Below are 20399 nucleotides of genomic sequence, written 5' to 3'. Positions count from 1 at the left end.
TTAACCCTGATCACCACCACCTACAGGTACGACTGTACCTGTCATATAAGAAGATTCATCTGAGGCAAGGAATAAGATGGCATTCACTTGCTCTTGAATGCTGCCGTAGCGACCCAAGAAAGTACGGTCAATGGTTTGATCGACCACTTGCTGCATCCACTCTTTTTCGGACTCAGACAGTGGGTTTGCATTACGTGGCACCTTGCGTGGTGGCGCTTCTGTACCGCCAGTCGCGACAGCATTCACACGAATACCATCTTTAGCATGTTCAAAGGCAAGGGAAGCGGTTAGGCTATTCACGCCACCTTTTGAGGCTGAATAAGGCACACGGTTAATGCCACGTGTTGCAATAGATGAGACGTTTACAATTGTCCCTTGCTGATTTTTAATCATTTCAGGCAACACAGCACGGCAACACCATAGGGTTGGGAACAAGGAACGATTCACTTCCTTGATAATTTCTTCTTCAGAAAACTCTTGGAATGGTTTCATCCAGATTGCACCACCCACGTTGTTAATCAGTACATCAACACGCCCGTAGGTATCTAGTGCTTTGGCAACCACAGATTCTGCGCCTGCAAATGTTTCAAGGTTGGCTTTTACCGCTACGGCATCGCCACCAAGCTCTTCAATTTCAGCCAACACTTCTTCTACATAAGGCGAAAGATCAGCCATAACCACTTGGGCACCTTCGCTCGCCACTTGTACCGCAACACCCCGACCGATGCCTTGGGCGGCACCAGTGACGATGACCACTTTGTTTTCAAATCTTTTTGAACGGTTCATTTTGTTCTCCGACTTCTAGGGGATGCCTAACAAACTTAGTTGGCAGAGAATTTTTCAAATAGGAAGTTTGCCGGTTTAACACCTTCTGCATCTAACCAGCCGCGAACCGCTTCAACCATAGGGACAGGGCCACATAAATAGATATCGACATCGCCAGCATTGAGCCATTCATTCTCGATATGACCTGTGACATAACCTTTACGCGCATGTGCTGACTCTGGATTGGCCACTACAGTGCGGTACTCGAACCAAGAGAATTTGTCTTGAAGTTCGTTTAATTTTTCAATCGCGACCAAGTCAAAATCATTGGTTACGCCAAAGACTAAACGGACGGGCTGTTCTGACCCTTTTTCTTCGAGTACTTGCAACATCGACATGAAAGGAGCAATGCCTGTACCACCCGCCAACATCAGCACAGGACGTACGACATTACGTAAATAGAAGCTACCAAATGGGCCGGTAAAGGTCATTTTGTCGCCTGCTTTTGCATTTTGGCTTAAGAATTCACTCATTTTGCCGTTTGGTACGTTACGGACTACAAAACCTGTTAAGCGGTTGCCTGGCTTAGAGCTAAATGAATAAGAACGGGTTTCTGTTGTACCAGGAAGACCCACATTCACATATTGACCTGCCAAGAAGTGAATGTCGGGTTGACCTTCATCTAACTGAATATCAAAAGTAATGGTCGAGTCTGATAAGTTTTCGACACGTGCCAAAGTACCTTCAAAGGCATGAATTTCAGTTTTACATACATCCGAGGTTGCTTGAATTTGGAATACGGCGTCTGAAGTTGGTTTACATTGACAGGCCAGAATGTAGCCTTGTGCAGCTTCTTCAGGGGTCAGTGCATCTTCAATATAAGTTTCTTCAGGCATGTCATACGAACCTGATTCACAAAACGCGCGGCACGTTCCGCATGCACCGTCACGGCAGTCCAAAGGAATATTGATCTTTTGACGGTAAGCTGCGTCTGACAGTGTTTCACCATCGGTAACAGAAATAAAACGTGTAACGCCATCTTCAAATTGAAGTGCAATATTGTGGTTTGACATGGCTGAATATCCTATATAAATCTTTGAAACTTGACCTTCCAGCCAAGATTCCATCTGGCTGAAAGGGTTTACCTTGCTGTAAATGAATACAGTCTTAGAGGTGATAAATATCAATTACTTGGTTGATGTAATCGTTTTTCAGCACCACGTACTTGCTTAAAATTTGCGGTTTGTCACCCGAAAAATCGATTTCATAGCGTGACATCCCAAAGTAGCTGTAGTTAGTTTTGTAACGGAAACTCAAGGTATTCCAGTTAAAACGTACAGTCACTTTATCGCCATCACGTTCAACAATTTCGATGTTGTTGATGTTATGGCTCGTACGTGTGTCTGGCATGGTTGCAGAGGAACGCTCAGTTTTAATACGGAACACACGGTCTTCTAAACCTTGGCGGTCTGGGTAGTAAATCAACGAGATTTCAGACTGTGGGTCTTGGGTTAAACGGTCATCGTCATCCCATGCTGGCATCCAGAAAGACGCAGTAGGTGCATAGCACTGTAACCACTCATCCCATTGCTCATCATCTAAAAAGCGCGCTTCTTGATAAAGGAATTGAGCAATATTTTCTAAAGTAATCGCGCTCATGCGTTTTCTCCTTCAGTTGCTGCCGCAATTTCTTTTTCAGTTGCGATGCCTTGTTTAATCAGTTCTAACCAGTGCTGGTGCTGAGCAAGGTATAAGCCTTCATCTTCAGTTTTAATGCCAGATAGTTTTGGTTTTAAGCCAATTTCGTTGGCAGCAGCATCGGGACCTTGAATCCAATGCTTAGAACCACGGCACATATCGTTCCACTCAAGCGCGATACCTGCGTAACCCGCTTGGCATGCACGGAATTCTTCAAGATCGTCTGGCGTCGCCATACCTGATGCGTTAAAGAAGTCTTCGTATTGACGAATACGGCGTGCGCGTGCTTCTGGCTCTTCACCAACAGGGGCAATACAGTAAATCGTCACTTCAGTCTTATTGACAGAAAGCGGACGCAATACACGAATTTGTGAACCGAACTGATCCATGAAGTACACGTTTGGATAGATACACAAGTTACGTGAACGTTCGATCATCCATTTCGCCATTGCTTCACCGTATTGCTCGGTGTATTCATCTTTCTTGGCAAAGTTAGGACGGTCTTCAGGGTTCGCCCATTGCGTCCAAAGTAGCATGTGACCATTTTCAAAGCCGTAAGAACCACCGCCTTGTTTACCCCATGAGCCTGCGCTCATGGCACGAATATTGTCACCCGCTTCTTTTTCTTTACGTTGCTGAGTGGTAGCAGCATAGTTCCAGTGCACGGCAGATACGTGGTAACCATCGGCACCGTTTTCAGCCGTTAACTTCCAGTTACCTTCATAGGTGTAAGTCGAAGAACCGCGTAAAACTTCAAGACCTTGTTGTGATTGACCCACAATCATGTCAATAATTTTGGTGGCTTCACCGAGGTATTCTTCTAAAGATGGAACATCTGGGTTTAAGCTGCCAAATAAGAAACCTTTATAGCTTTCAAAGCGGGCAACTTTTTTCAAGTCATGCGAACCGTCTTTGTTAAAGCAATCTGAATAACCCGCATCGGCAGGGTCTTTCACTTTTAATAACTTACCCGAGTTGTTAAAAGTCCAACCGTGGAATGGGCAAGTATAAGTTGCTTTGTTACCACGTTTGTAACGACATAACTGTGCACCACGATGTGAACATGCATTGATCATGGCATTCAATTCGCCATTGCGGTTACGCGCAATGATAATTGGCTGGCGACCAATGTAAGTGGTGTAGTAGTCGTTGTTGTTTGGAATTTGGCTTTCATGTGCCAAATAAACCCAGTTGCCTTCAAAAATGTATTTCATTTCTAGGTCAAACAGAGCTTGGTCTGTAAAGACTGAACGGTGTAGTTTAAATTCACCAGATTCAAAATCATCAACCAGTAATTCGTCAATGCGGTCTAAGTGGCTGGTATTAATTACAGGAATACGAGGCATGTCCTTTCTCCGACTTTCCAAGGAGGGGAAGTCATCGGGATGAATTTCAATCATCACATCCCGATTCCATTTAAATTATGCGCTTGCGCGACGACGCTCAACTTCAGTAGAAGGCGCACCTTCTTTATCATGCTGAAGAGCAATGTTGAACTGGATGTATTTGAAAGGCGCTTTCAATCCACGACGAGCGATCTCAGCTTCATCTGTTACGTCTATCGCTTCTGCAACCAGACCTTCACGTGTACCGAATGCGAAGTCATCCCAAAGGTATTTGTCACCTTCGATGTTGAATTGAGTCGTGAGCTTACGGTAGCCAGGTGCAGAGATGAAATAGTGTACGTGTGCTGGACGCTGACCGTGACGCGAGATTTGGTTTAATACACCTTGCAGTGGACCTTCTGGGTTTAAGCCATACCCTACAGGCATCGTTGTTTGTGCAACATATTGGCCATTTTCGTCAGTAAAGATTGAGCGACGAAGATTAAAGTGGCTTTGTGACTTATCAAAGAATGAATAGTTACCGTGGCTGTTTGCATGCCATACTTCAACTTTGGCATTAGGAATGATATTGCCTTCAGTATCTGTAACCGTACCTTCAATGATTAAAGTCGGGATTTTGCCTTCTTCTGAACCATCGTCCATACGGGCAAAACCAGTCGATTCAGGCGCACCCGCCACATACAGTGGGCCTTCAATGGTACGCGGTGTACCACCTGTTAAGCCTGCTTTCGCATCAGCTTCGTCAGCACGTAAGTCTAGGAAGTGCTCAAGACCGACAGCAGAGCCCATCAATGCAAATTCGTCTGCTTTTGCAATATCAATAATCGTTTCAATACCTTTCCAAACTTCTGATTGGCTTAAATCTAAGTCTTCAATCGCTTGGAATAAATCTGTAACTAAACGCACAAGTACTTGTTGTACACGTGCATTGACTGGACCTTCAGATGTGTCAACGTTACAAGCTTTAACAATATTTTCAATGGTTTGACGATCCATTTCGTTACTCCTTGGATGTATGCGCTTTGGTGGCGAATATCTCTAAACTTTAATAAGAGATAATTGGCTGCCACGTTCCTTGTTTACTCGGTGTGTTAAATATCTATATCTTTTAGGTTGCTGGAAAAATGACTGATTCCAGTGCCTGTGTTGTATCAGCTGTCATCTTCACGAATAGATGAGGGGTGACGATTTAATGCCATCACTTCAATATTCATGTAAGGGTAGAGAGGAAGGCCTTGTAAAATGTTGTGAAGTTCTTCATTGCTCTCTACATCAAAAATACTGATGTTGGAATACTGGCCAGTAATACGCCAAATATGACGCCACTTGCCTTGACGCTGTAATTCCTGTGAATAAGCTTTTTCTACAGCTTTAATGTCGTTGACCGTTTCAGCTGGCATGTCCAATGGAATGTTTACATCCATACGTACGTGGAAAAGCATGGGTTTCTCCTCATTATTGACGACGTAAGTTGTCAATTTTGTCTTCATCAAGCTCAATACCCAGTCCAGCTGTGGTTGGTAACATCAGCTCAAAATTTTGATATTGCAGGGGTGTCTTTAAAATTTCTTCGGTGAGTAATAGTGGACCAAACAGTTCGGTGCCATAGGCTAGATTGTGAAAAGTGGAAAAGACTTGTGCCGATGCCATCGTGCCAATCGGCCCTTCAAGCATGGTGCCACCATACAGATCAATTCCTGCCAATTTGGCAATTTTCCCAACTTCGCTGGCTTCGACCAAACCACCTGATTGCGCGATTTTCACAGCAAAAACCGAAGCACCATTGCGTTTTGCAAGTCGATAAGCACTGTCAGGACCCATCAATGATTCATCTGCCATAATGGCAATATCAAAACGGCGGGTAAGACGCTGCATGGCATCAATGTTGTCAATTGCACATGGCTGTTCAATTAAATCGATACCGCCATCTTGTAGGCGTTGAATGCCTTTAATGGCTTCAAGTTCGGACCAAGCACGATTCACATCTACTCGAATGGAAATGTCTGAACCCAGTGCTTGTTTAATCGCTAAAACATGTGCCACATCTTCTTCAACACGACGTGAACCAATCTTTAACTTGAAGGTATTGTGTCGTTTGCAAGCAATCATTTGCTGTGCTTCAGCAATATCTTTGTCAGTATCACCAGAGGCCAAGACCCATAGCACAGGGACGCTATGCCTTAAACGACCTCCAAGCACTTCACTGATTGGTAAGCCTAAACGTTGTGCTTGAATATCAAATAAGGCGGTCTGAATGGCGTTTTTCGCAAAGCGATTGCCATTGATATTTCGTTTCAATGTTTGTATGGTTTGCGCCACATTCAAACCGGATAAAGATTTCAGTAATGGGGCAAAATAAGTTTCGATATTGGTTTTGATACTCTCGGGACTTTCTTCGCCATAGCCTAAGCCGCCAATCGTGGTTGCTTCGCCCCAGCCCACAAAGCCATCTTCGGTGGTGACTTTGATCAGGACTAGCGTTTGAGTTTGCATTGTTGCTACCGCCATTTTGTGTGGGCGGACAGTTGGTATTTCTACAAGCAACGTTTCAATCGATTTATACATCTTTCGGCTTCGCTATCTTGATTTGTCTAATTCATGTGGTATACCTTAAAAGAATGAATTAATCCTGTCGAAGATCATTTTTGCATTTTTTTATATTTTAAAGGTATGAAGTCTTATGGAACTTAGACACCTACGCTATTTTGTAGCGGTTGTAGAGGAACAAAGCTTTACCAAAGCTGCGGAAAAACTGTTTATTGCTCAACCACCACTTAGTCGGCAGATTCAAAATCTGGAAGGAGAGCTGGGAATTCAATTATTTGAGCGAGGGAGTCGACCTTTACAGACCACGCCAGCAGGTCAGTTTTTCTATCAGCATGCGGTCAAACTTTTGTCTAATGCTGAAGAAATCAAGTCAATGACCAAGCGCGTGGGCATGGTCGAACGGACCGTTACCATGGGCTTTGTTGGCTCTTTGCTGTACGGTTTATTGCCAAGAATTGTGTACTTGTTTCGCCAGCAGCAACCTCAGCTTAAAATTGAACTGATTGAAATGAGCACTAAAGATCAGATTCAAGCCCTCAAGGAAGGGCGTATTGATGTCGGTTTTGGACGATTAAGAATCTCAGATCCAGCCATTCGTCGGGTATTGTTACGTGAAGAACCGTTAATGGTCGCTGCACACAGTAGCCATCCATTGGCATCACAAAAACAAGGGGTATACCTTGCAGATCTGGTTGAAGAGAGTCTGTTTTTATATCCAAGTCATCCCAAACCGAATTTCTCTACGCAAGTCAGAGGCTTGTTTTCTGAGTATGGCTTAGAGCCAAGAAGTTTGCGGGAAGTACGAGAAATTCAGTTAGCACTGGGCTTGGTGGCTGCGGGCGAAGGGATTTGTATTGTGCCTGAAAGTGCCTGTAGCATTCAGTTTCCGCACCTGAATTACATTCCTTTGTTGGATGATGCTGCGGTGAGTCCCATCTTCCTCGCTATCCGAAGTATGGATGAAAGTGAAGATATCCGCTCCTTATTTGACTGTATTTATCAGGTCTATGACCTTGAAGCAATCAAATACGATCGGGCAGTGCTTTAATACAACTTTAGTCTTATGCTTAATGATAGTCTGAAAGAAAGCGGGAGATTTCTCGCTTAAATTTAAACGGTTCATTAATCAAAATAGCATGTCCTGAACGTTCAAAAATGACCTGTCTGGCATTTTTGACACTGTTGGCGACAATTATTTGTCCCAGAGAAGGATAAAGCGTCGACTTTTCACCAATAAAAAAGGTGGTTGGACAATCCAGTGCCGCAATAGCATCTCGATAGTCTTCATCATGGTATAAATAGTTATTGATATACCATGCCAGATAGTCGAGTCGATGCAATGGCAATAGATGTTTTTGTAATTTATCGTACTTTAACGCGGTGTTCCAGAGCACCGGACTAAAGGCATTGTTATTTTGTAATAAGCTGAATTTACTCCAGATTTTAATAAACTCTTGACGGGAAGTTGGTTCAAGATCTTCTAGACTGTGCACAGGAGGTAAGGCCGAAAAAAATAACGAAATTTCCGCCAAGACCTTTTTAAAAGCAAGATGCTGCTGACTTAATAAACCATAGGGCCAGTGTGAATCTACGCTTATTTTAGGGGCTTGATCAATATGTAAATAGCGATTCAAATACTGTTTTAAGTTGCCATACTTCATGCCATGCATCGCAGTTGTTGCGCCCATAGAAAACGCTATGACAGCAAATTCCGAATACTTTAATTGTTGGATTAAGGCCTCTAAATCACGCCAATGGCTCGAAATAGCATCTATTTCAGGTATACGGCAATTTTTTGAACGACCAAAACCACGCCAATCGGGAATAATGAACTTAAATTGTTGACTGTTCTGAATTAAAAAAGGCATCCATTGCCAACTTTGCATGCCTAAACCTGATAAGACCAGTACAGGTTTACCCTGACCAAATTCACGAACATACAATTGTTCCTGATCGGGCATGCGGTAGTAAGGCATATTAATGTTCTCTTGCTTTTGTTAATCGAAATTTTTTAGACCTGTAATCATCGCCTCAAGCCATTGAATCCAGCCAACTTCTAGGTCGATCCCTAACTGTAAAATCATTTTATGAATATATAAAGTCCGATTTTCATTTTCTGACGATGAGAAATCTTTATTATAAATTTGTTGATAGATTTGGAGTTTCTCTTGGTGTAGCAGCAAATGACGTTCGAGTTCTGGCAATACTGTTGCTTCACCCATTTGCGCTTCTGCTCTTAAGCGAACCATCAGTTCTTCACGCAACTGTGCAGGTGGACTTTGCTTGACCATCCAGTCCGCCAGTTCAGTTCGACCCAGTTGTTCGACTTGATAAGTCTTTTTTCGGCTGGTCGCGCCTTCATCTTCAATTGTCGAGATCCAGCCTTTTTGCTGCATGGCACTCAGTTCACGATAAATTTGCTGATGTGTGGCATTCCAGAAAAAGCCCATAGAGCGGTCAAAACGTCGTGCCAGTTCAATTCCTGTACTTGGTTTTTCAATCAGACTGGTCAGTAGGACGTGAGCTAAGGACATATGTAAGCATAAATAAACTTAAGAGAAAGACATTATGCAACATGTTGCATAGATTTCAAAATTAGATTATAAATTAGTGCAACAAGTTGCACAAAAGCAAATTTAGCCAGCACATTGCAAGCCATGGAGGTCTCATGTCCAATTTTCCACATTTACTTGCCCCATTAGATTTGGGATTTACCACGCTTAAAAACCGCGTATTGATGGGTTCTATGCACGTTGGTTTAGAAGAAGCCCCAGGTGGTTATGACCGTATGGCAGCGTTCTATGCTGAGCGTGCAAAAGGCGGTGTGGGGCTAATTGTGACTGGCGGTATTTCACCGAATGATCATGGTTTGACTTTTCAAGGTGGTTCTAAGCTCGATACGCGTGAAGAAGCTGAACACCATAAAGTCATTACTCAAGCGGTACATGATGCGGGCGGTAAAATTGCGCTACAGATTTTGCATACGGGTCGTTATTCATATCAAAAAGATATTGTTGCACCTTCTGCGATTCAGGCACCGATTAACCCAAGCCGTCCTAAAGAATTAAGCTCGGCTGAAGTCCAGCAAACCATCGATGATTTTGCGAATTGCGCCAAACTTGCTCAGTATGCAGGTTACGATGGTGTGGAAATTATGGGGTCTGAAGGTTACCTCATCAATGAATTTATCGCTGCACGTACCAACCACCGTGATGATGAGTGGGGTGGCAGCTATGAAAAGCGTATCCGTTTCCCTATTGAAATCGTGAAGCGTACCCGCGAAGCCGTGGGTGAAAACTTTATCATCATCTACCGTTTGTCAATGTTGGATTTGGTCGAAGGCGGTTCAAGCTTAGATGAAGTGATTCACTTAGCCAAAGAAATTGAAAAAGCTGGTGCGACCATCATTAATACAGGTATTGGCTGGCATGAAGCGCGTATTCCAACCATTGCCACCAAGGTGCCACGAGCAGCATTTACTTGGGTGACCAAGAAATTAAAAGGCAGCGTTAAAGTGCCGTTGGTGACGTCTAACCGTATTAATACCCCAGAAATGGCAGAGCATGTCTTGGCCTCTGGTGATGCAGATATCGTGTCGATGGCACGTCCAATGCTAGCAGACCCAGAGTTTGTGCTGAAAGCGGAACAGGGTCGTAGCGATGAAATTAATACCTGTATCGGTTGTAACCAAGCCTGCCTCGATCACATTTTCTCGATGAAAATTGCCACCTGTTTGGTCAACCCACGTGCATGTTACGAAACTGAATTAATTTTCAAAGAAGTAAATCAGCCAAAAAACATCGCAGTGATTGGTGCTGGACCGGCGGGTCTAAGTTTTGCGACTTATGCAGCAGAGCGTGGTCACAATGTCACCCTATTTGAAGCCTCGAATCAAATTGGTGGTCAGTTCAATATTGCCAAAACTGTACCAGGCAAAGAAGAATTCTATGAAACTTTACGTTACTTCAAGCGCAAAATTGAGTTGTTACAGCCGAAGATCAAGTTGCAATTGAACCATAAGGCGACTTATGAAGAACTGAGCCAAGCCAATTTTGATGATATTGTTGTGGCGACAGGGGTAACACCACGAGAATTAAGCTTCGAAGGTAGCGATCATCCAAAAGTGTTGAGTTACATCGAGGTATTAAAAGAGCGTAAGCCTGTCGGTAAGCGAGTCGCGGTGATTGGCGCAGGCGGTATTGGTTTTGATACCTCCGAATACTTAAGCCACGAAGGCGAAAGTGGTAGCTTAAACCCACAAAAATTCTATGATGAATGGGGGATTGATACCGCTTACAGCAATGTTGGTGGTTTAAAACAGCCTGATGTTGAAGCTTCAGAACGTGAAATCTTCTTGTTGCAACGTAAACCAACGACAGTAGGTGCAGGCTTAGGGAAAACTACAGGCTGGATTCACCGTACAGGTTTAAAAAACCGTGATGTACAAATGATTGCGGGTGCCAGTTATGAAAAAGTTGATGACCAAGGTTTACATATCATTGTGAATGAAAAACCAATGCTTTTGGAAGTTGATCATGTTGTTGTGTGTGCAGGACAAGAGCCGTTCACAGCTATGTTTGATCAGCTGAAAGCAGAGGGTAAAGCCGTACACTTGATTGGTGGTGCCAAAGAAGCCGGTGAATTGGATGCGAAACGTGCAATTCGTCAAGGTGCTGAACTTGCAGCAGCAATTTAAAATCGAGGGGGCCTTCGGGTCCTCTTTTACTTTTAGGAAAATAAAGCAATGCAACTAAAACAAACTCAAAATGCATTACAACAATGGCATCAGATGTTAGCAACGCGTGATATGAGTCATTTAAACGAGCTATTAGCAGACCATGTTGTTTTTCGTTCTCCTGTGGCTTTTCATCCTTATGAGGGTAAAGCAGTCGTCCAGTTTATTTTGAGCAATGTAATCCAAATCTTCGAGAACTTTACTTATCACCGTGAATTTATCACTGAAGATGGTCAATCTGCTGTTTTAGAGTTTTCTGCCAATGTAGGCGATAAAAAACTGAAAGGTATAGATATGATTCAGTTCAATGAGCAAGGACAGATTATAGATTTTGAAGTGATGTTGCGTCCGAAAAGTGGATTGGAAGCTCTTGCTGCACAAATGGGGCAACGAATTCAACAATTTCAACCCAACTAAATTAGGTACCTAAGTCACCTGATCATCTGAGGTTATATCAATGTGGTTAAAGCTCTCGACAGTGGCTTTGTTGCCTGTATTGCTGATACAGGGCTTAAAAGTTCGTCACAATACCCCGCGCCTTGCCGAAGCCCGTGGTGATCGAGAGGGGGTTTCAGGTCAGGGGCAACCTTTATCCTTATTAATTTTAGGTGATTCAGCCGCTGCCGGTGTCGGGGTAGAGTCGCAAAAAGAAGCCTTGTCAGGGGTAATCTTGTCCTGCTTAGAAGACGAATATCAGGTGCGCTGGAAATTACATGCAAAAACGGGTGATACCACTGAACAGGTGACTTCTGCGCTGCAACTTTTAGCACCACAACCCTATGATGTGGTCGTGACCTCAATTGGTGTGAATGATGTGACCAAGCTTATTTCTGCGAAAAAATGGTTAAGACAACAACAGCAACTGTTTTTAGAAATTCAAAATCGCTTTCAGCCCAAACTGATTATTGTCTCTGGCGTGCCCCCGATGCAGCACTTTAGCGCTTTACCTAATCCATTGGCATGGCTGTTTGGTCAATATGCTGCACAAATGAATCAAAAGTTGCAGCAATGGTTGGCACCTCAAACGCAGTACCAGTTTCTTCACTTTGATATTCAAACCTTTCAAGGCTTGAATTTGCCCATGGCAAGTGATGGTTTTCATCCCAGTAAAGAAATTTATGCGCTTTGGGGGCAGCAGATTGCTGCATTGGTCCGGCAATCTTTTCACTCATAGTCAGAGGTCATAGATGAATATGAGCATAACGAGTTTAAAAAAAATTAAAAGTATCGGTTCCGCATGGTTAGATGCAATGGTGGGTGCTGAACAACCTAAAATGTATTATGACCCGCAAGGGGCAAGTAAAAGCATTTTAGAAAAGTTACCGCAACTCCAGCAGAAATATCGTCCTACACCGTGGTTGTCAAATACGCATGCGCATTTGCTGTATTTCGATGTCATTAAAAAACGCAGCATTCAGCTAAAGTATGATCGAATCGATCAGCTTAGCATGCAAGATGGCGGTATCACCGCAGTGGCTTGGTATGGACTTGCATTACCTGCAGAAACGCCAACCATTGTGCTCTTACATACCATTACCGGTAATTTAAGCAGCATGCGTGAGTTGGTCCGTGATTTACATCAATATACTGGATGGCGTATTGCCTTGTGTTTGCGGCGTGGTCATGCCGATTTACCTTTACCCGTACCTAAAATGAGCTTGTTTGGTTCAACTTCAGATTTACGTGAACAAGTGACCTATATCCAACGGCAGTTTCCACAATCTGCACTGTATGCTGTGGGTTCATCGGCTGGAACAGGGCTATTGGTGCGCTATTTAGGGGAACAAGGGGTGGATACGCCGTTTAAAGCGGCTTTTGCCTTATGCCCAGGCTATAACACCGAACTAGGATTTGACAATATTCATCCATTTTATAGCAAGGTCATGACCAAAAAGCTGTTTAATACTTTTATTCATCCTTATTTGCCCACATGGCAGCCTGTAGCATCACTTCCGAAGGTTTTGGCGGTTAAAACACTTGCTGAATTCGAGAAAAGTTATTTTGAGCTAGCCGGTTTTCAGGATTATGCGAGTTATACTCAAGCCATTAATCCGATACACGTATTTCAAAATATTCGGATTCCTTTAATGGTCTTAAATTCAGAAGATGATCCTGTCTGTCATATCAAGAATTTTGAACCGTATAAGTCGCTGATACAACGTATGGAAAATATCATTGTAGTGACCACCAAAAAGGGCAGTCATTGCGGTTTTTATGAAGGTTTCACACAAACCCGTTCTTGGGCAGCACGACTGATGGCTGATTATCTTAAATTGCATGCCTAGCCTAAAGTTTAAGTATTTCTTACAGACAATAAAAAACCAGTTCAATTGAACTGGTTTTTTTAAAGCATTCAGAATTATTTATTGTCTAATGCTGGGGTTGCAGCAGCAATTGCAGCAGCGACAGCATCATCTTCAGATTGAGCTGTTGTATTTGGTTTTGGCTGCGACACAGCTGGAGCTGGTTTTTCTTCAGCTTTAGGGGCTTCAGTCACTTGAGTCGCAGGTTTAGGCGTTTCTTCACGACGAATTTCAGTGGTGGTATTTGGTGTTTCTTGGCGCTCTACTTCAACTTGGGCAGGAATGACAACTTCTTCTTCAGCTTGAGATGCTTCTAAAGGTTGGAACTGTGCTGGTTCAGATGCAGCTTGATTGGTTTCAACTTGCTGCTCGTCATCTTTAGGTTCTTCTTTTTTCACACACGCGGTCAGGAACAAGCCCATTGCAAGGGCGCCACAAATTAAAAGTTTCTTATTCATAATTGCACAAAATAAAGCATAAATAGAGTGCGCGTAGTATAACAGTAAAATAACAGATGAAAAATCCTGAGATTCCCTACTAAATTTTTATCGGAAATGCTGATAGAATAGCCAATTGTTTATTGATCTATGAATTGCTGCTAATTGACTTTGCTTTCTTGGTACAGAGTAAAGTAAAATCGCACAACATTGTAGGCCGATTTAGGCTCCATTGTACGAGAAACTTAATGACCCATTTTATTTTCGTTACTGGTGGTGTAGTTTCATCACTAGGTAAAGGTATTTCAGCTGCTTCAGTTGCTGCACTTTTAGAAGCCCGTGGTTTAAAAGTGACCATGGTCAAAATGGATCCATACATTAATGTCGATCCAGGGACGATGAGTCCATTCCAGCACGGTGAAGTTTTTGTCACTGAAGATGGTGCTGAGACAGACTTGGATTTGGGTTATTACGAACGTTTCTTACGTCGTGCGAAAATGACCAAACTCAACAACTTTACTTCTGGTCGTGTTTATCAAGACGTACTGAATAAAGAACGTCGCGGTGATTACTTAGGTGGTACTGTTCAAGTAATTCCACACATTACAGATAATATTAAAGAACGTGTTCTTCGCGCAGGTGAAGGATATGACGTTGCCATCGTAGAAATTGGTGGAACAGTCGGTGACATCGAATCTCTCCCATTCATGGAATCCGTACGTCAACTGATGGTGGAATTAGGTCACAAACGTACCATGCTGATGCATTTAACGTTGTTACCTTATATTAAATCTGCTGCTGAGTTAAAAACCAAGCCAACACAGCACTCTGTTAAAGAGTTGCTTTCTATTGGTATTCAGCCAGACATCCTGATCTGCCGTACTGAATACGATGTAGATGCAGATACGACGCGCAAAATTGCACTATTTACCAACGTTGAAGCACGTGCGGTGGTGGTGTGTAAAGATGCGAAAACTATTTATCAAATTCCACGCACATTCTATGAGCAAGACGTTGATGATTTAATCTGTGAACGTTTTGGCTTCAATGACTTGCCAGAAGCGGATCTTTCAGATTGGGACAATGTGGTAGAAGCATTGTTAAATCCTGAATATACCGTACGTGTTGCGATGGTCGGTAAATATGTAGAACTTCCAGATGCCTATAAATCTGTGAATGAAGCATTATTGCATGCTGGTATTCAAAACCGCGTTAAAGTGCAAATCGATTATGTGAATGCTGAAGACCTTGAAAGCCAAGATGTTGTAACTGTATTGAAAGATGCTGATGCGATTCTTGTACCGGGTGGTTTTGGTGAACGTGGTACAGAAGGCAAAATGAAAGCCATTCAGTATGCACGTGAAAACAATGTGCCGTTCCTTGGTATCTGTTTAGGTATGCAGCTTGCAGTAATTGAATTTGCTCGTAATGTAGCAGGTATTGCAGATGCAACTTCTACAGAATTTAACCGTTCAACGAAGTCACCACTCATTGGTTTGATTACCGAATGGTTAGATGAGCGTGGTGAAGTACAACAGCGTAGCCTAGAGTCTGATCTTGGTGGAACAATGCGTTTAGGTGCGCAGAAGTCTGAACTGGTTGAAGGCACTAAAACACGTGAAGTTTACGGCAAAGCGGAAATTGTAGAACGTCACCGTCACCGTTATGAAATGAACAACCGTTTCATTCCAGCGATTGAAGCTGCAGGTATGAAGGTTTCAGGTTATTCTCCAGTTCAACATTTAGTTGAAACTGTTGAAATTCCTCAACATCCTTGGTTTATTGCTGTACAATTCCACCCAGAATTTACAAGTTCACCACGTGATGGGCATCCATTATTTGCAGGTTTTATTGGTGCAGCGAAAGCAAAACATCAAAAAGCTTAATAAGGTATGTCTAGGACTAAACTAGGAAAGTTTAAATGTCACAATTAAAACCACAAGAAATTGTACGTTTAGGCGATATACAAATGGCAAACCACTTGCCATTTGTACTATTCGGCGGCATGAACGTATTAGAATCGAAAGATTTAGCTTTTGAGATTGCAGAAACCTATATTGATATTTGCAAGCGCTTAGATATTCCTTATGTATTTAAGGCAAGTTTTGATAAAGCAAATCGTTCGAGCTTAAACTCATTCCGTGGTCCTGGTTTGGAAAAGGGCATTGAATGGTTAGGGGACATTAAAAAGCATTTTAATGTGCCAATCATTACCGATGTCCATGAACCTTATCAGGCTGCACCAGTGGCTGAAGTTGCTGACATTATCCAGTTGCCTGCTTTTTTAAGCCGTCAAACGGATTTGGTTGAAGCGATGGCAAAAACCGATGCCATCATCAATATCAAAAAAGCACAGTTCCTTGCACCACACGAAATGCGTCACATTTTGCATAAGTGTTTAGAAGCAGGAAATGACAAGCTGATTCTTTGTGAACGTGGTTCTGCATTTGGTTATAACAATCTTGTTGTAGACATGTTGGGCTTTGACATCATGAAAGAAATGAATGTTCCAGTGTTCTTTGATGTGACCCACGCTTTACAAACACCAGGTGGCCGTGCTGATTCTGCAGGTGGTCGACGTGCGCAAATTACGACACTTGCGCGTGCTGGTATGGCAACAGGTCTTGCAGGTTTGTTCTTAGAAGCTCATCCAGATCCTGAAAAAGCTAAGTGTGATGGTCCATGCGCATTGCGTATGTCGCAGCTTGAGCCTTTCTTGGCGCAGCTTAAAGAATTAGATACCTTGGTTAAAGGTTTCGACAAGCTAGATACACACTAAATTATAGACTCATTGATGCCTTCTAAAGCATCTCGTTATTAATCAACTGAGGAATTATTCATGAGCCAAATCGTTGACATTCGTGCACGTGAAATTTTGGACTCTCGTGGTAACCCAACCATCGAAGCAGACGTTATCCTAGAATCTGGCGTTGTAGGCCGTGCATGTGCACCATCTGGTGCTTCAACTGGTTCTCGTGAAGCTTTAGAACTTCGTGACGGCGACAAAGCACGTTATTTAGGTAAAGGTGTTAAAAATGCGGTTAACAACGTAAACACTTTAATCCGTGATGCTTTAGTTGGTAAATCAGTATTTGAACAAAAAGACATCGATAACACGATGATCGCGCTTGATGGTACTGAGAACAAAGAAAAACTAGGTGCTAACGCAACTCTAGCAGTTTCTTTGGCTGCTGCACGTGCTGCTGCTACTGAAAAGAAAATTCCTCTTTTCCAATACATCGCAGACTTACGTGGTCAAACAACTTTGAGCATGCCTGTACCAATGATGAACATCATCAATGGTGGTTCACATGCAGACAACAATGTTGATATTCAAGAGTTCATGATTGAGCCAGTTGGCTTCACTTCATTCGCAGAAGCGTTACGTGCTGGTGCTGAAATCTTCCATTCTCTAAAATCAGTTTTAAACAAAAAAGGTTTAAACACTGCTGTAGGTGATGAAGGTGGTTTTGCGCCGAACTTACGTTCTAACGAAGAAGCAATCACGGTTATTCTTGAAGCAATTGGTCAAACTGGTTACAAAGCTGGTTCTGATATTATGCTTGCGCTTGACTGTGCATCTTCAGAATTTTACAAAAATGGTCAATATATCCTTGCAGGTGAAGGCAATAAAGCATTCACAAGCAACCAGTTCTCTGACTATTTAGCGGGCCTTGTAAACCAATATCCAATTATCTCTATTGAAGATGGTTTGGATGAGTCTGACTGGGAAGGTTGGTCTTACTTAACGTCAATCCTTGGTGACAAAATCCAATTGGTGGGTGACGATTTATTCGTAACGAATCCTAAGATTTTACAACGTGGTATTGATCAAAAAGTAGGTAACTCTATCCTGATCAAGTACAACCAAATTGGTACTTTGACTGAAACACTTGATGCGATCTATCTTGCAAAAGCAAATGGTTACTCAACTGTTATCTCTCACCGTTCTGGTGAAACAGAAGATTCAACCATTGCGGATCTTGCTGTAGGTACAGCAGCGGGTCAAATCAAGACTGGTTCACTTTGCCGTTCTGACCGTGTTGCAAAATATAACCAATTGCTTCGTATCGAAGAGTTGACTAATGCAATCTATCGCGGTAAAGCTGAGTTCAAAGGTTTGAACTAAGCGATTGAATGCTATCTATGTTAAATGTATTTGACTCCGTTGCGAGTAAATTACTATTGGGCCTTGCGATCGTACTGATCGCAGGGTTTCAGTATTTATTCTGGTTTGGTGAAGGTGGTTATCATGATCACCAGCAACTGACCCAAAAAATTCAACAACAAACAGAAATTAATGATGAGCTTAAAGAGCGTAATCGCGTTTTAGCCGCTGAAGTTTATGATTTAAAAAATGGTGTTGAAGCCATAGAAGAACATGCACGTTTAGATTTAGGTTTAATTAAGCCGCGTGAAACTTTTGTGCAAATGAGTACGATCAGTACCCAATACAAACCGATTTATATTGATCCAAACGCCAAGATAGATACACGCACCAATGAAGATGACAACGCCATCCCACCAGAACCAGCAAATGCACAATAAACTGTGGGTGGTGATTCCTGCTGCGGGTTCTGGACGTCGCTTTTCTCAGACAGAACTTAAACAATATCAACTGATTGATCAGAAAACGGTATTGGAACATACCGTAGAGCGTGTCAATACTCTCGCTTTAGCGGGTTATGTTTTGGCTGTGTCTGAAGATGATGCTGTCATCAATACATTATCTTTGGCATGTTCTGAGCGAGCACATTTTTGTGTGGGTGGTGCAGAGCGTGTTGATTCGGTTTTAAATGCACTCAATTATTTATCTGAAATTGCCGCTGCAGATGATTGGGTGTTGGTACATGATGCTGCGCGTCCTTGTGTGACTACAGCATCTTTGCAGGCTTTGGTTGATTCCGCCATGCACGCCGATCAGGCAGCAATTTTGGCAATACCAGTACGAGATACCTTAAAGCTGGTACAAACCGAAACTGTCATCAGCAAAACAGTCAGCCGCGAAGCTTTGTGGCAAGCACAAACACCGCAAATGGCTCGATTAGGTGTATTAAAGCAAGCAATTCAACATGCACTCCAAGATGGTCAAGTTATTACTGATGAAGCCAGTGCCTTGGAATACGCGGGGCATTCGGTGAATGTGGTGCATGGCCGCTCAGACAATATCAAGATTACTTATCCAGATGATTTGCAGTTAGCTCGCTTAATTATTGCTTCACAAAGCTGAACATTTGCCACCTTAATGACAGCAAATTTCGGAGTTACGAAATAATTTTCCAGAACGTGAAATTAAGCATTCACTCTGTAGTACTTTAAATTTATACTTGGCGCTTTTAGCTGTTTTGTCTTTCTGATGATACCTTCACAACAGTATCGTTTTTTACGTCAGTCCTTACGTGATGGGCGAAGTATTAAAGACGATTCCTCCAAATGGCACCGCTTGCATTTAGATCCTTGGTTATTAGGTTTCTTGGTGATTAATTCCATTATTGGCTTAATGGCGGTATATAGCGCCACTGCTGAAGATATGGGAATGGTGCTTCGTCAGGCCACCAGTTTTGGTGTAGGTTTTATATTACTGTTTATCTGTGCTCAGATTCCGCCTAAGGTTTATCAGGCCACAAGTCCATATTTTTATTTCATCTCTATCGTACTGTTGATTTTGGTCTTGGTGGTGGGGGATACGCGACTAGGGGCCAAGCGTTGGTTGACTGTACCGGGTATTGGCAGTGTTCAGCCCAGTGAGTTTATGAAGTTTGCGATGCCACTGATGATGGCATGGTATTTTGCGCGAAAGCCGTTTCCTCCTAAGCTGATTCATATTATCGGCGCACTGATTATCATGTTTGTGCCGTTTGTATTGGTGGCTTTACAACCCGACTTATCCATCGGATTGATTATTCCTGGTATTTTTGTTTTGTTCCTGAGTGGTATGTCTTGGCGACTGATCTTGGGTGCATTCGCAGCACTGGCAGTCGTTACTCCTGTACTCTGGATGTATGTGCTGCAAACCTATCAAAAGAAACGTGTCTTAACTTTATTTGATCCTGAATCTGATGCTTTAGGGGCTGGATGGAATATTATTCAGTCTAAAATTGCGATTGGGTCCGGCGGTTTAATGGGTAAGGGGTATTTGGAGGGAACGCAGTCACATTTGGGGTATTTACCAGAACATCATACCGATTTTATTTTATCGACTTACTCGGAAGAGTTTGGCTTTATCGGGGTGATGTTTTTATTTGTCCTGTATGCAGCTATTATTTTTCGTTGCATGATGATTGGTCTGAATTCATTCCATAACTATGGTCGCTTACTGGCGAGTTCAATTGGTTTGACCTTCTTTTTCTTTGTGTTTTTAAATTCAGGCATGATTAGCGGAGTTTTACCAGTAACTGGTGACCCATTACCATTAATGAGTTATGGTGGAACTGCGGTTATTGCACTACTTGCGGGCATGGGAATTGTCATGTCGATTCATACACACCGCTAAGTTGTGCATGATACTAGCCCCCTTAGGGGGCTTTTTTGTATTTTAGAGTGGTTTTTTAAAAATTGTATTAATTAG

21 protein-coding genes are annotated in these 20399 nt (G+C 42.6%); 11 read left to right on the top strand and 10 right to left on the bottom strand.

Annotation, left to right across the window (positions count from 1 at the left end; all coding sequences use genetic code 11):
- The 7 genes from benD to AC6CHI_RS10585 form a co-directional block, all read right to left on the bottom strand.
- Entirely contained in the window at window positions 1–786 is a 786-nt protein-coding gene (gene benD / locus AC6CHI_RS10615) for a benzoate diol dehydrogenase BenD (protein ID WP_498121190.1), read from the bottom strand.
- 35 nt (window positions 787–821) lie between these two features.
- Window positions 822–1838 (bottom strand): benzoate 1,2-dioxygenase electron transfer component BenC, encoded by a 1017-nt coding sequence (benC, locus tag AC6CHI_RS10610; RefSeq protein ID WP_498121188.1) that lies wholly within the window; start codon window positions 1836–1838, stop codon window positions 822–824.
- A 94-nt stretch (window positions 1839–1932) separates the two neighbouring features.
- Complete coding sequence (gene benB, locus AC6CHI_RS10605) at window positions 1933–2424, bottom strand: benzoate 1,2-dioxygenase small subunit (protein ID WP_498121187.1); 492 nt, start codon at window positions 2422–2424, stop codon at window positions 1933–1935.
- On the bottom strand, window positions 2421–3809 hold the full coding sequence (gene benA / locus AC6CHI_RS10600) for a benzoate 1,2-dioxygenase large subunit (RefSeq protein ID WP_498121186.1): 1389 nt from the start codon (window positions 3807–3809) through the stop codon (window positions 2421–2423). Before benA ends, benB begins: the two co-directional genes overlap by 4 nt.
- A 75-nt stretch (window positions 3810–3884) precedes the next feature.
- Window positions 3885–4805, bottom strand: a complete 921-nt coding sequence (catA, locus tag AC6CHI_RS10595) for a catechol 1,2-dioxygenase (RefSeq protein WP_498121185.1) — start codon at window positions 4803–4805, stop codon at window positions 3885–3887.
- Window positions 4806–4960: 155 nt separating this feature from the next.
- On the bottom strand, window positions 4961–5251 hold the full coding sequence (gene catC, locus AC6CHI_RS10590) for a muconolactone Delta-isomerase (protein ID WP_498121184.1): 291 nt from the start codon (window positions 5249–5251) through the stop codon (window positions 4961–4963).
- Window positions 5252–5264: 13 nt separating this feature from the next.
- Window positions 5265–6374 carry a muconate/chloromuconate family cycloisomerase gene (locus AC6CHI_RS10585; protein WP_498121182.1) on the bottom strand — a complete coding sequence of 370 codons (1110 nt, stop codon included), beginning with the start codon at window positions 6372–6374 and terminating at the stop codon, window positions 5265–5267.
- Window positions 6375–6489: 115 nt separating this feature from the next.
- Between AC6CHI_RS10585 and AC6CHI_RS10580 the strand changes: the two genes are divergently transcribed.
- A complete protein-coding gene (locus AC6CHI_RS10580) occupies window positions 6490–7404 on the top strand; it encodes a LysR substrate-binding domain-containing protein (protein ID WP_498121181.1) in 915 nt (304 codons plus the stop codon).
- 19 nt (window positions 7405–7423) lie between these two features.
- On the opposite strand, the gene AC6CHI_RS10575 is transcribed toward AC6CHI_RS10580, so the two are convergent.
- Together AC6CHI_RS10575 and AC6CHI_RS10570 are read right to left on the bottom strand one after the other, a co-directional pair.
- Window positions 7424–8332: an alpha/beta fold hydrolase gene (locus tag AC6CHI_RS10575; protein WP_498121180.1), complete on the bottom strand. Its 909-nt coding sequence runs from the start codon at window positions 8330–8332 to the stop codon at window positions 7424–7426.
- Between the two features lie 21 nt (window positions 8333–8353).
- The gene (locus AC6CHI_RS10570; protein ID WP_458892222.1) at window positions 8354–8890 is read right to left on the bottom strand and encodes a PadR family transcriptional regulator; all 537 of its coding nucleotides are present in this window, start codon (window positions 8888–8890) and stop codon (window positions 8354–8356) included.
- A gap of 134 nt (window positions 8891–9024) precedes the next feature.
- Here AC6CHI_RS10570 and AC6CHI_RS10565 point away from each other — a divergent pair, with 134 nt between their 5' ends.
- The 4 genes from AC6CHI_RS10565 to AC6CHI_RS10550 are packed head-to-tail and all read left to right on the top strand — an operon-like array spanning window position 9025 to window position 13376.
- On the top strand, window positions 9025–11052 hold the full coding sequence (locus AC6CHI_RS10565) for an FAD-dependent oxidoreductase (protein ID WP_498121178.1): 2028 nt from the start codon (window positions 9025–9027) through the stop codon (window positions 11050–11052).
- A 48-nt stretch (window positions 11053–11100) separates the two neighbouring features.
- The gene (locus AC6CHI_RS10560; RefSeq protein ID WP_498121177.1) at window positions 11101–11508 is read left to right on the top strand and encodes a nuclear transport factor 2 family protein; all 408 of its coding nucleotides are present in this window, start codon (window positions 11101–11103) and stop codon (window positions 11506–11508) included.
- 40 nt (window positions 11509–11548) lie between these two features.
- Window positions 11549–12265, top strand: coding sequence for an SGNH/GDSL hydrolase family protein (locus AC6CHI_RS10555; RefSeq protein WP_498121175.1), 717 nt, complete (start codon window positions 11549–11551; stop codon window positions 12263–12265).
- Window positions 12266–12284: 19 nt separating this feature from the next.
- Window positions 12285–13376 (top strand): YheT family hydrolase, encoded by a 1092-nt coding sequence (locus AC6CHI_RS10550; RefSeq protein ID WP_498121249.1) that lies wholly within the window; start codon window positions 12285–12287, stop codon window positions 13374–13376.
- A gap of 74 nt (window positions 13377–13450) precedes the next feature.
- Here AC6CHI_RS10550 and AC6CHI_RS10545 read toward each other — a convergent pair whose 3' ends face one another.
- Window positions 13451–13852, bottom strand: a complete 402-nt coding sequence (locus AC6CHI_RS10545) for an internalin (RefSeq protein ID WP_498121173.1) — start codon at window positions 13850–13852, stop codon at window positions 13451–13453.
- Window positions 13853–14079: 227 nt separating this feature from the next.
- On the opposite strand from AC6CHI_RS10545, the gene pyrG reads away from it, so the two are divergent.
- The 6 genes from pyrG to rodA all read left to right on the top strand — a co-directional run bounded on the left by pyrG (window position 14080) and on the right by rodA (window position 20324).
- Window positions 14080–15717, top strand: coding sequence for a CTP synthase (gene pyrG / locus AC6CHI_RS10540; protein ID WP_498121171.1), 1638 nt, complete (start codon window positions 14080–14082; stop codon window positions 15715–15717).
- Window positions 15718–15752: 35 nt separating this feature from the next.
- Window positions 15753–16610, top strand: a complete 858-nt coding sequence (gene kdsA, locus AC6CHI_RS10535; RefSeq protein WP_458892214.1) for a 3-deoxy-8-phosphooctulonate synthase — start codon at window positions 15753–15755, stop codon at window positions 16608–16610.
- 60 nt (window positions 16611–16670) lie between these two features.
- A complete protein-coding gene (gene eno / locus AC6CHI_RS10530; protein WP_016167766.1) occupies window positions 16671–17960 on the top strand; it encodes a phosphopyruvate hydratase in 1290 nt (429 codons plus the stop codon).
- Between the two features lie 17 nt (window positions 17961–17977).
- On the top strand, window positions 17978–18379 hold the full coding sequence (ftsB, locus tag AC6CHI_RS10525) for a cell division protein FtsB (protein ID WP_458892212.1): 402 nt from the start codon (window positions 17978–17980) through the stop codon (window positions 18377–18379).
- A complete protein-coding gene (gene ispD, locus AC6CHI_RS10520; protein WP_498121169.1) occupies window positions 18339–19061 on the top strand; it encodes a 2-C-methyl-D-erythritol 4-phosphate cytidylyltransferase in 723 nt (240 codons plus the stop codon). Before ftsB ends, ispD begins: the two co-directional genes overlap by 41 nt.
- Before the next feature lie 126 nt (window positions 19062–19187).
- Window positions 19188–20324 carry a rod shape-determining protein RodA gene (gene rodA, locus AC6CHI_RS10515; RefSeq protein WP_498121167.1) on the top strand — a complete coding sequence of 379 codons (1137 nt, stop codon included), beginning with the start codon at window positions 19188–19190 and terminating at the stop codon, window positions 20322–20324.
- Window positions 20325–20399: the final 75 nt, after the last annotated feature.

This window comes from Acinetobacter sp. GQ146 (assembly GCF_059758585.1).
Note: the sequence above shows the minus strand (reverse complement) of the source record. Positions and strands in the feature narration are given on the sequence as shown.

Excerpts from the sequence above, each read along its gene's own strand:
- benC (WP_498121188.1), bottom strand. The coding sequence starts at position 1,838 with ATGTCAAACCACAATATTGCACTTCAATTTGAAGATGGCGTTACACGT.
- AC6CHI_RS10545 (WP_498121173.1), bottom strand. The coding sequence starts at position 13,852 with ATGAATAAGAAACTTTTAATTTGTGGCGCCCTTGCAATGGGCTTGTTC.
- catA (WP_498121185.1), bottom strand. The coding sequence starts at position 4,805 with ATGGATCGTCAAACCATTGAAAATATTGTTAAAGCTTGTAACGTTGAC.
- benB (WP_498121187.1), bottom strand. The coding sequence starts at position 2,424 with ATGAGCGCGATTACTTTAGAAAATATTGCTCAATTCCTTTATCAAGAA.
- AC6CHI_RS10565 (WP_498121178.1), top strand. The coding sequence starts at position 9,025 with ATGTCCAATTTTCCACATTTACTTGCCCCATTAGATTTGGGATTTACC.
- eno (WP_016167766.1), top strand. The coding sequence starts at position 16,671 with ATGAGCCAAATCGTTGACATTCGTGCACGTGAAATTTTGGACTCTCGT.
- ftsB (WP_458892212.1), top strand. The coding sequence starts at position 17,978 with ATGTTAAATGTATTTGACTCCGTTGCGAGTAAATTACTATTGGGCCTT.
- AC6CHI_RS10560 (WP_498121177.1), top strand. The coding sequence starts at position 11,101 with ATGCAACTAAAACAAACTCAAAATGCATTACAACAATGGCATCAGATG.
- AC6CHI_RS10570 (WP_458892222.1), bottom strand. The coding sequence starts at position 8,890 with ATGTCCTTAGCTCACGTCCTACTGACCAGTCTGATTGAAAAACCAAGT.
- AC6CHI_RS10555 (WP_498121175.1), top strand. The coding sequence starts at position 11,549 with ATGTGGTTAAAGCTCTCGACAGTGGCTTTGTTGCCTGTATTGCTGATA.
- AC6CHI_RS10580 (WP_498121181.1), top strand. The coding sequence starts at position 6,490 with ATGGAACTTAGACACCTACGCTATTTTGTAGCGGTTGTAGAGGAACAA.
- AC6CHI_RS10585 (WP_498121182.1), bottom strand. The coding sequence starts at position 6,374 with ATGTATAAATCGATTGAAACGTTGCTTGTAGAAATACCAACTGTCCGC.
- benD (WP_498121190.1), bottom strand. The coding sequence starts at position 786 with ATGAACCGTTCAAAAAGATTTGAAAACAAAGTGGTCATCGTCACTGGT.
- catC (WP_498121184.1), bottom strand. The coding sequence starts at position 5,251 with ATGCTTTTCCACGTACGTATGGATGTAAACATTCCATTGGACATGCCA.
- rodA (WP_498121167.1), top strand. The coding sequence starts at position 19,188 with ATGATACCTTCACAACAGTATCGTTTTTTACGTCAGTCCTTACGTGAT.
- kdsA (WP_458892214.1), top strand. The coding sequence starts at position 15,753 with ATGTCACAATTAAAACCACAAGAAATTGTACGTTTAGGCGATATACAA.
- AC6CHI_RS10550 (WP_498121249.1), top strand. The coding sequence starts at position 12,285 with ATGAGCATAACGAGTTTAAAAAAAATTAAAAGTATCGGTTCCGCATGG.
- benA (WP_498121186.1), bottom strand. The coding sequence starts at position 3,809 with ATGCCTCGTATTCCTGTAATTAATACCAGCCACTTAGACCGCATTGAC.
- ispD (WP_498121169.1), top strand. The coding sequence starts at position 18,339 with ATGACAACGCCATCCCACCAGAACCAGCAAATGCACAATAAACTGTGG.
- pyrG (WP_498121171.1), top strand. The coding sequence starts at position 14,080 with ATGACCCATTTTATTTTCGTTACTGGTGGTGTAGTTTCATCACTAGGT.
- AC6CHI_RS10575 (WP_498121180.1), bottom strand. The coding sequence starts at position 8,332 with ATGCCTTACTACCGCATGCCCGATCAGGAACAATTGTATGTTCGTGAA.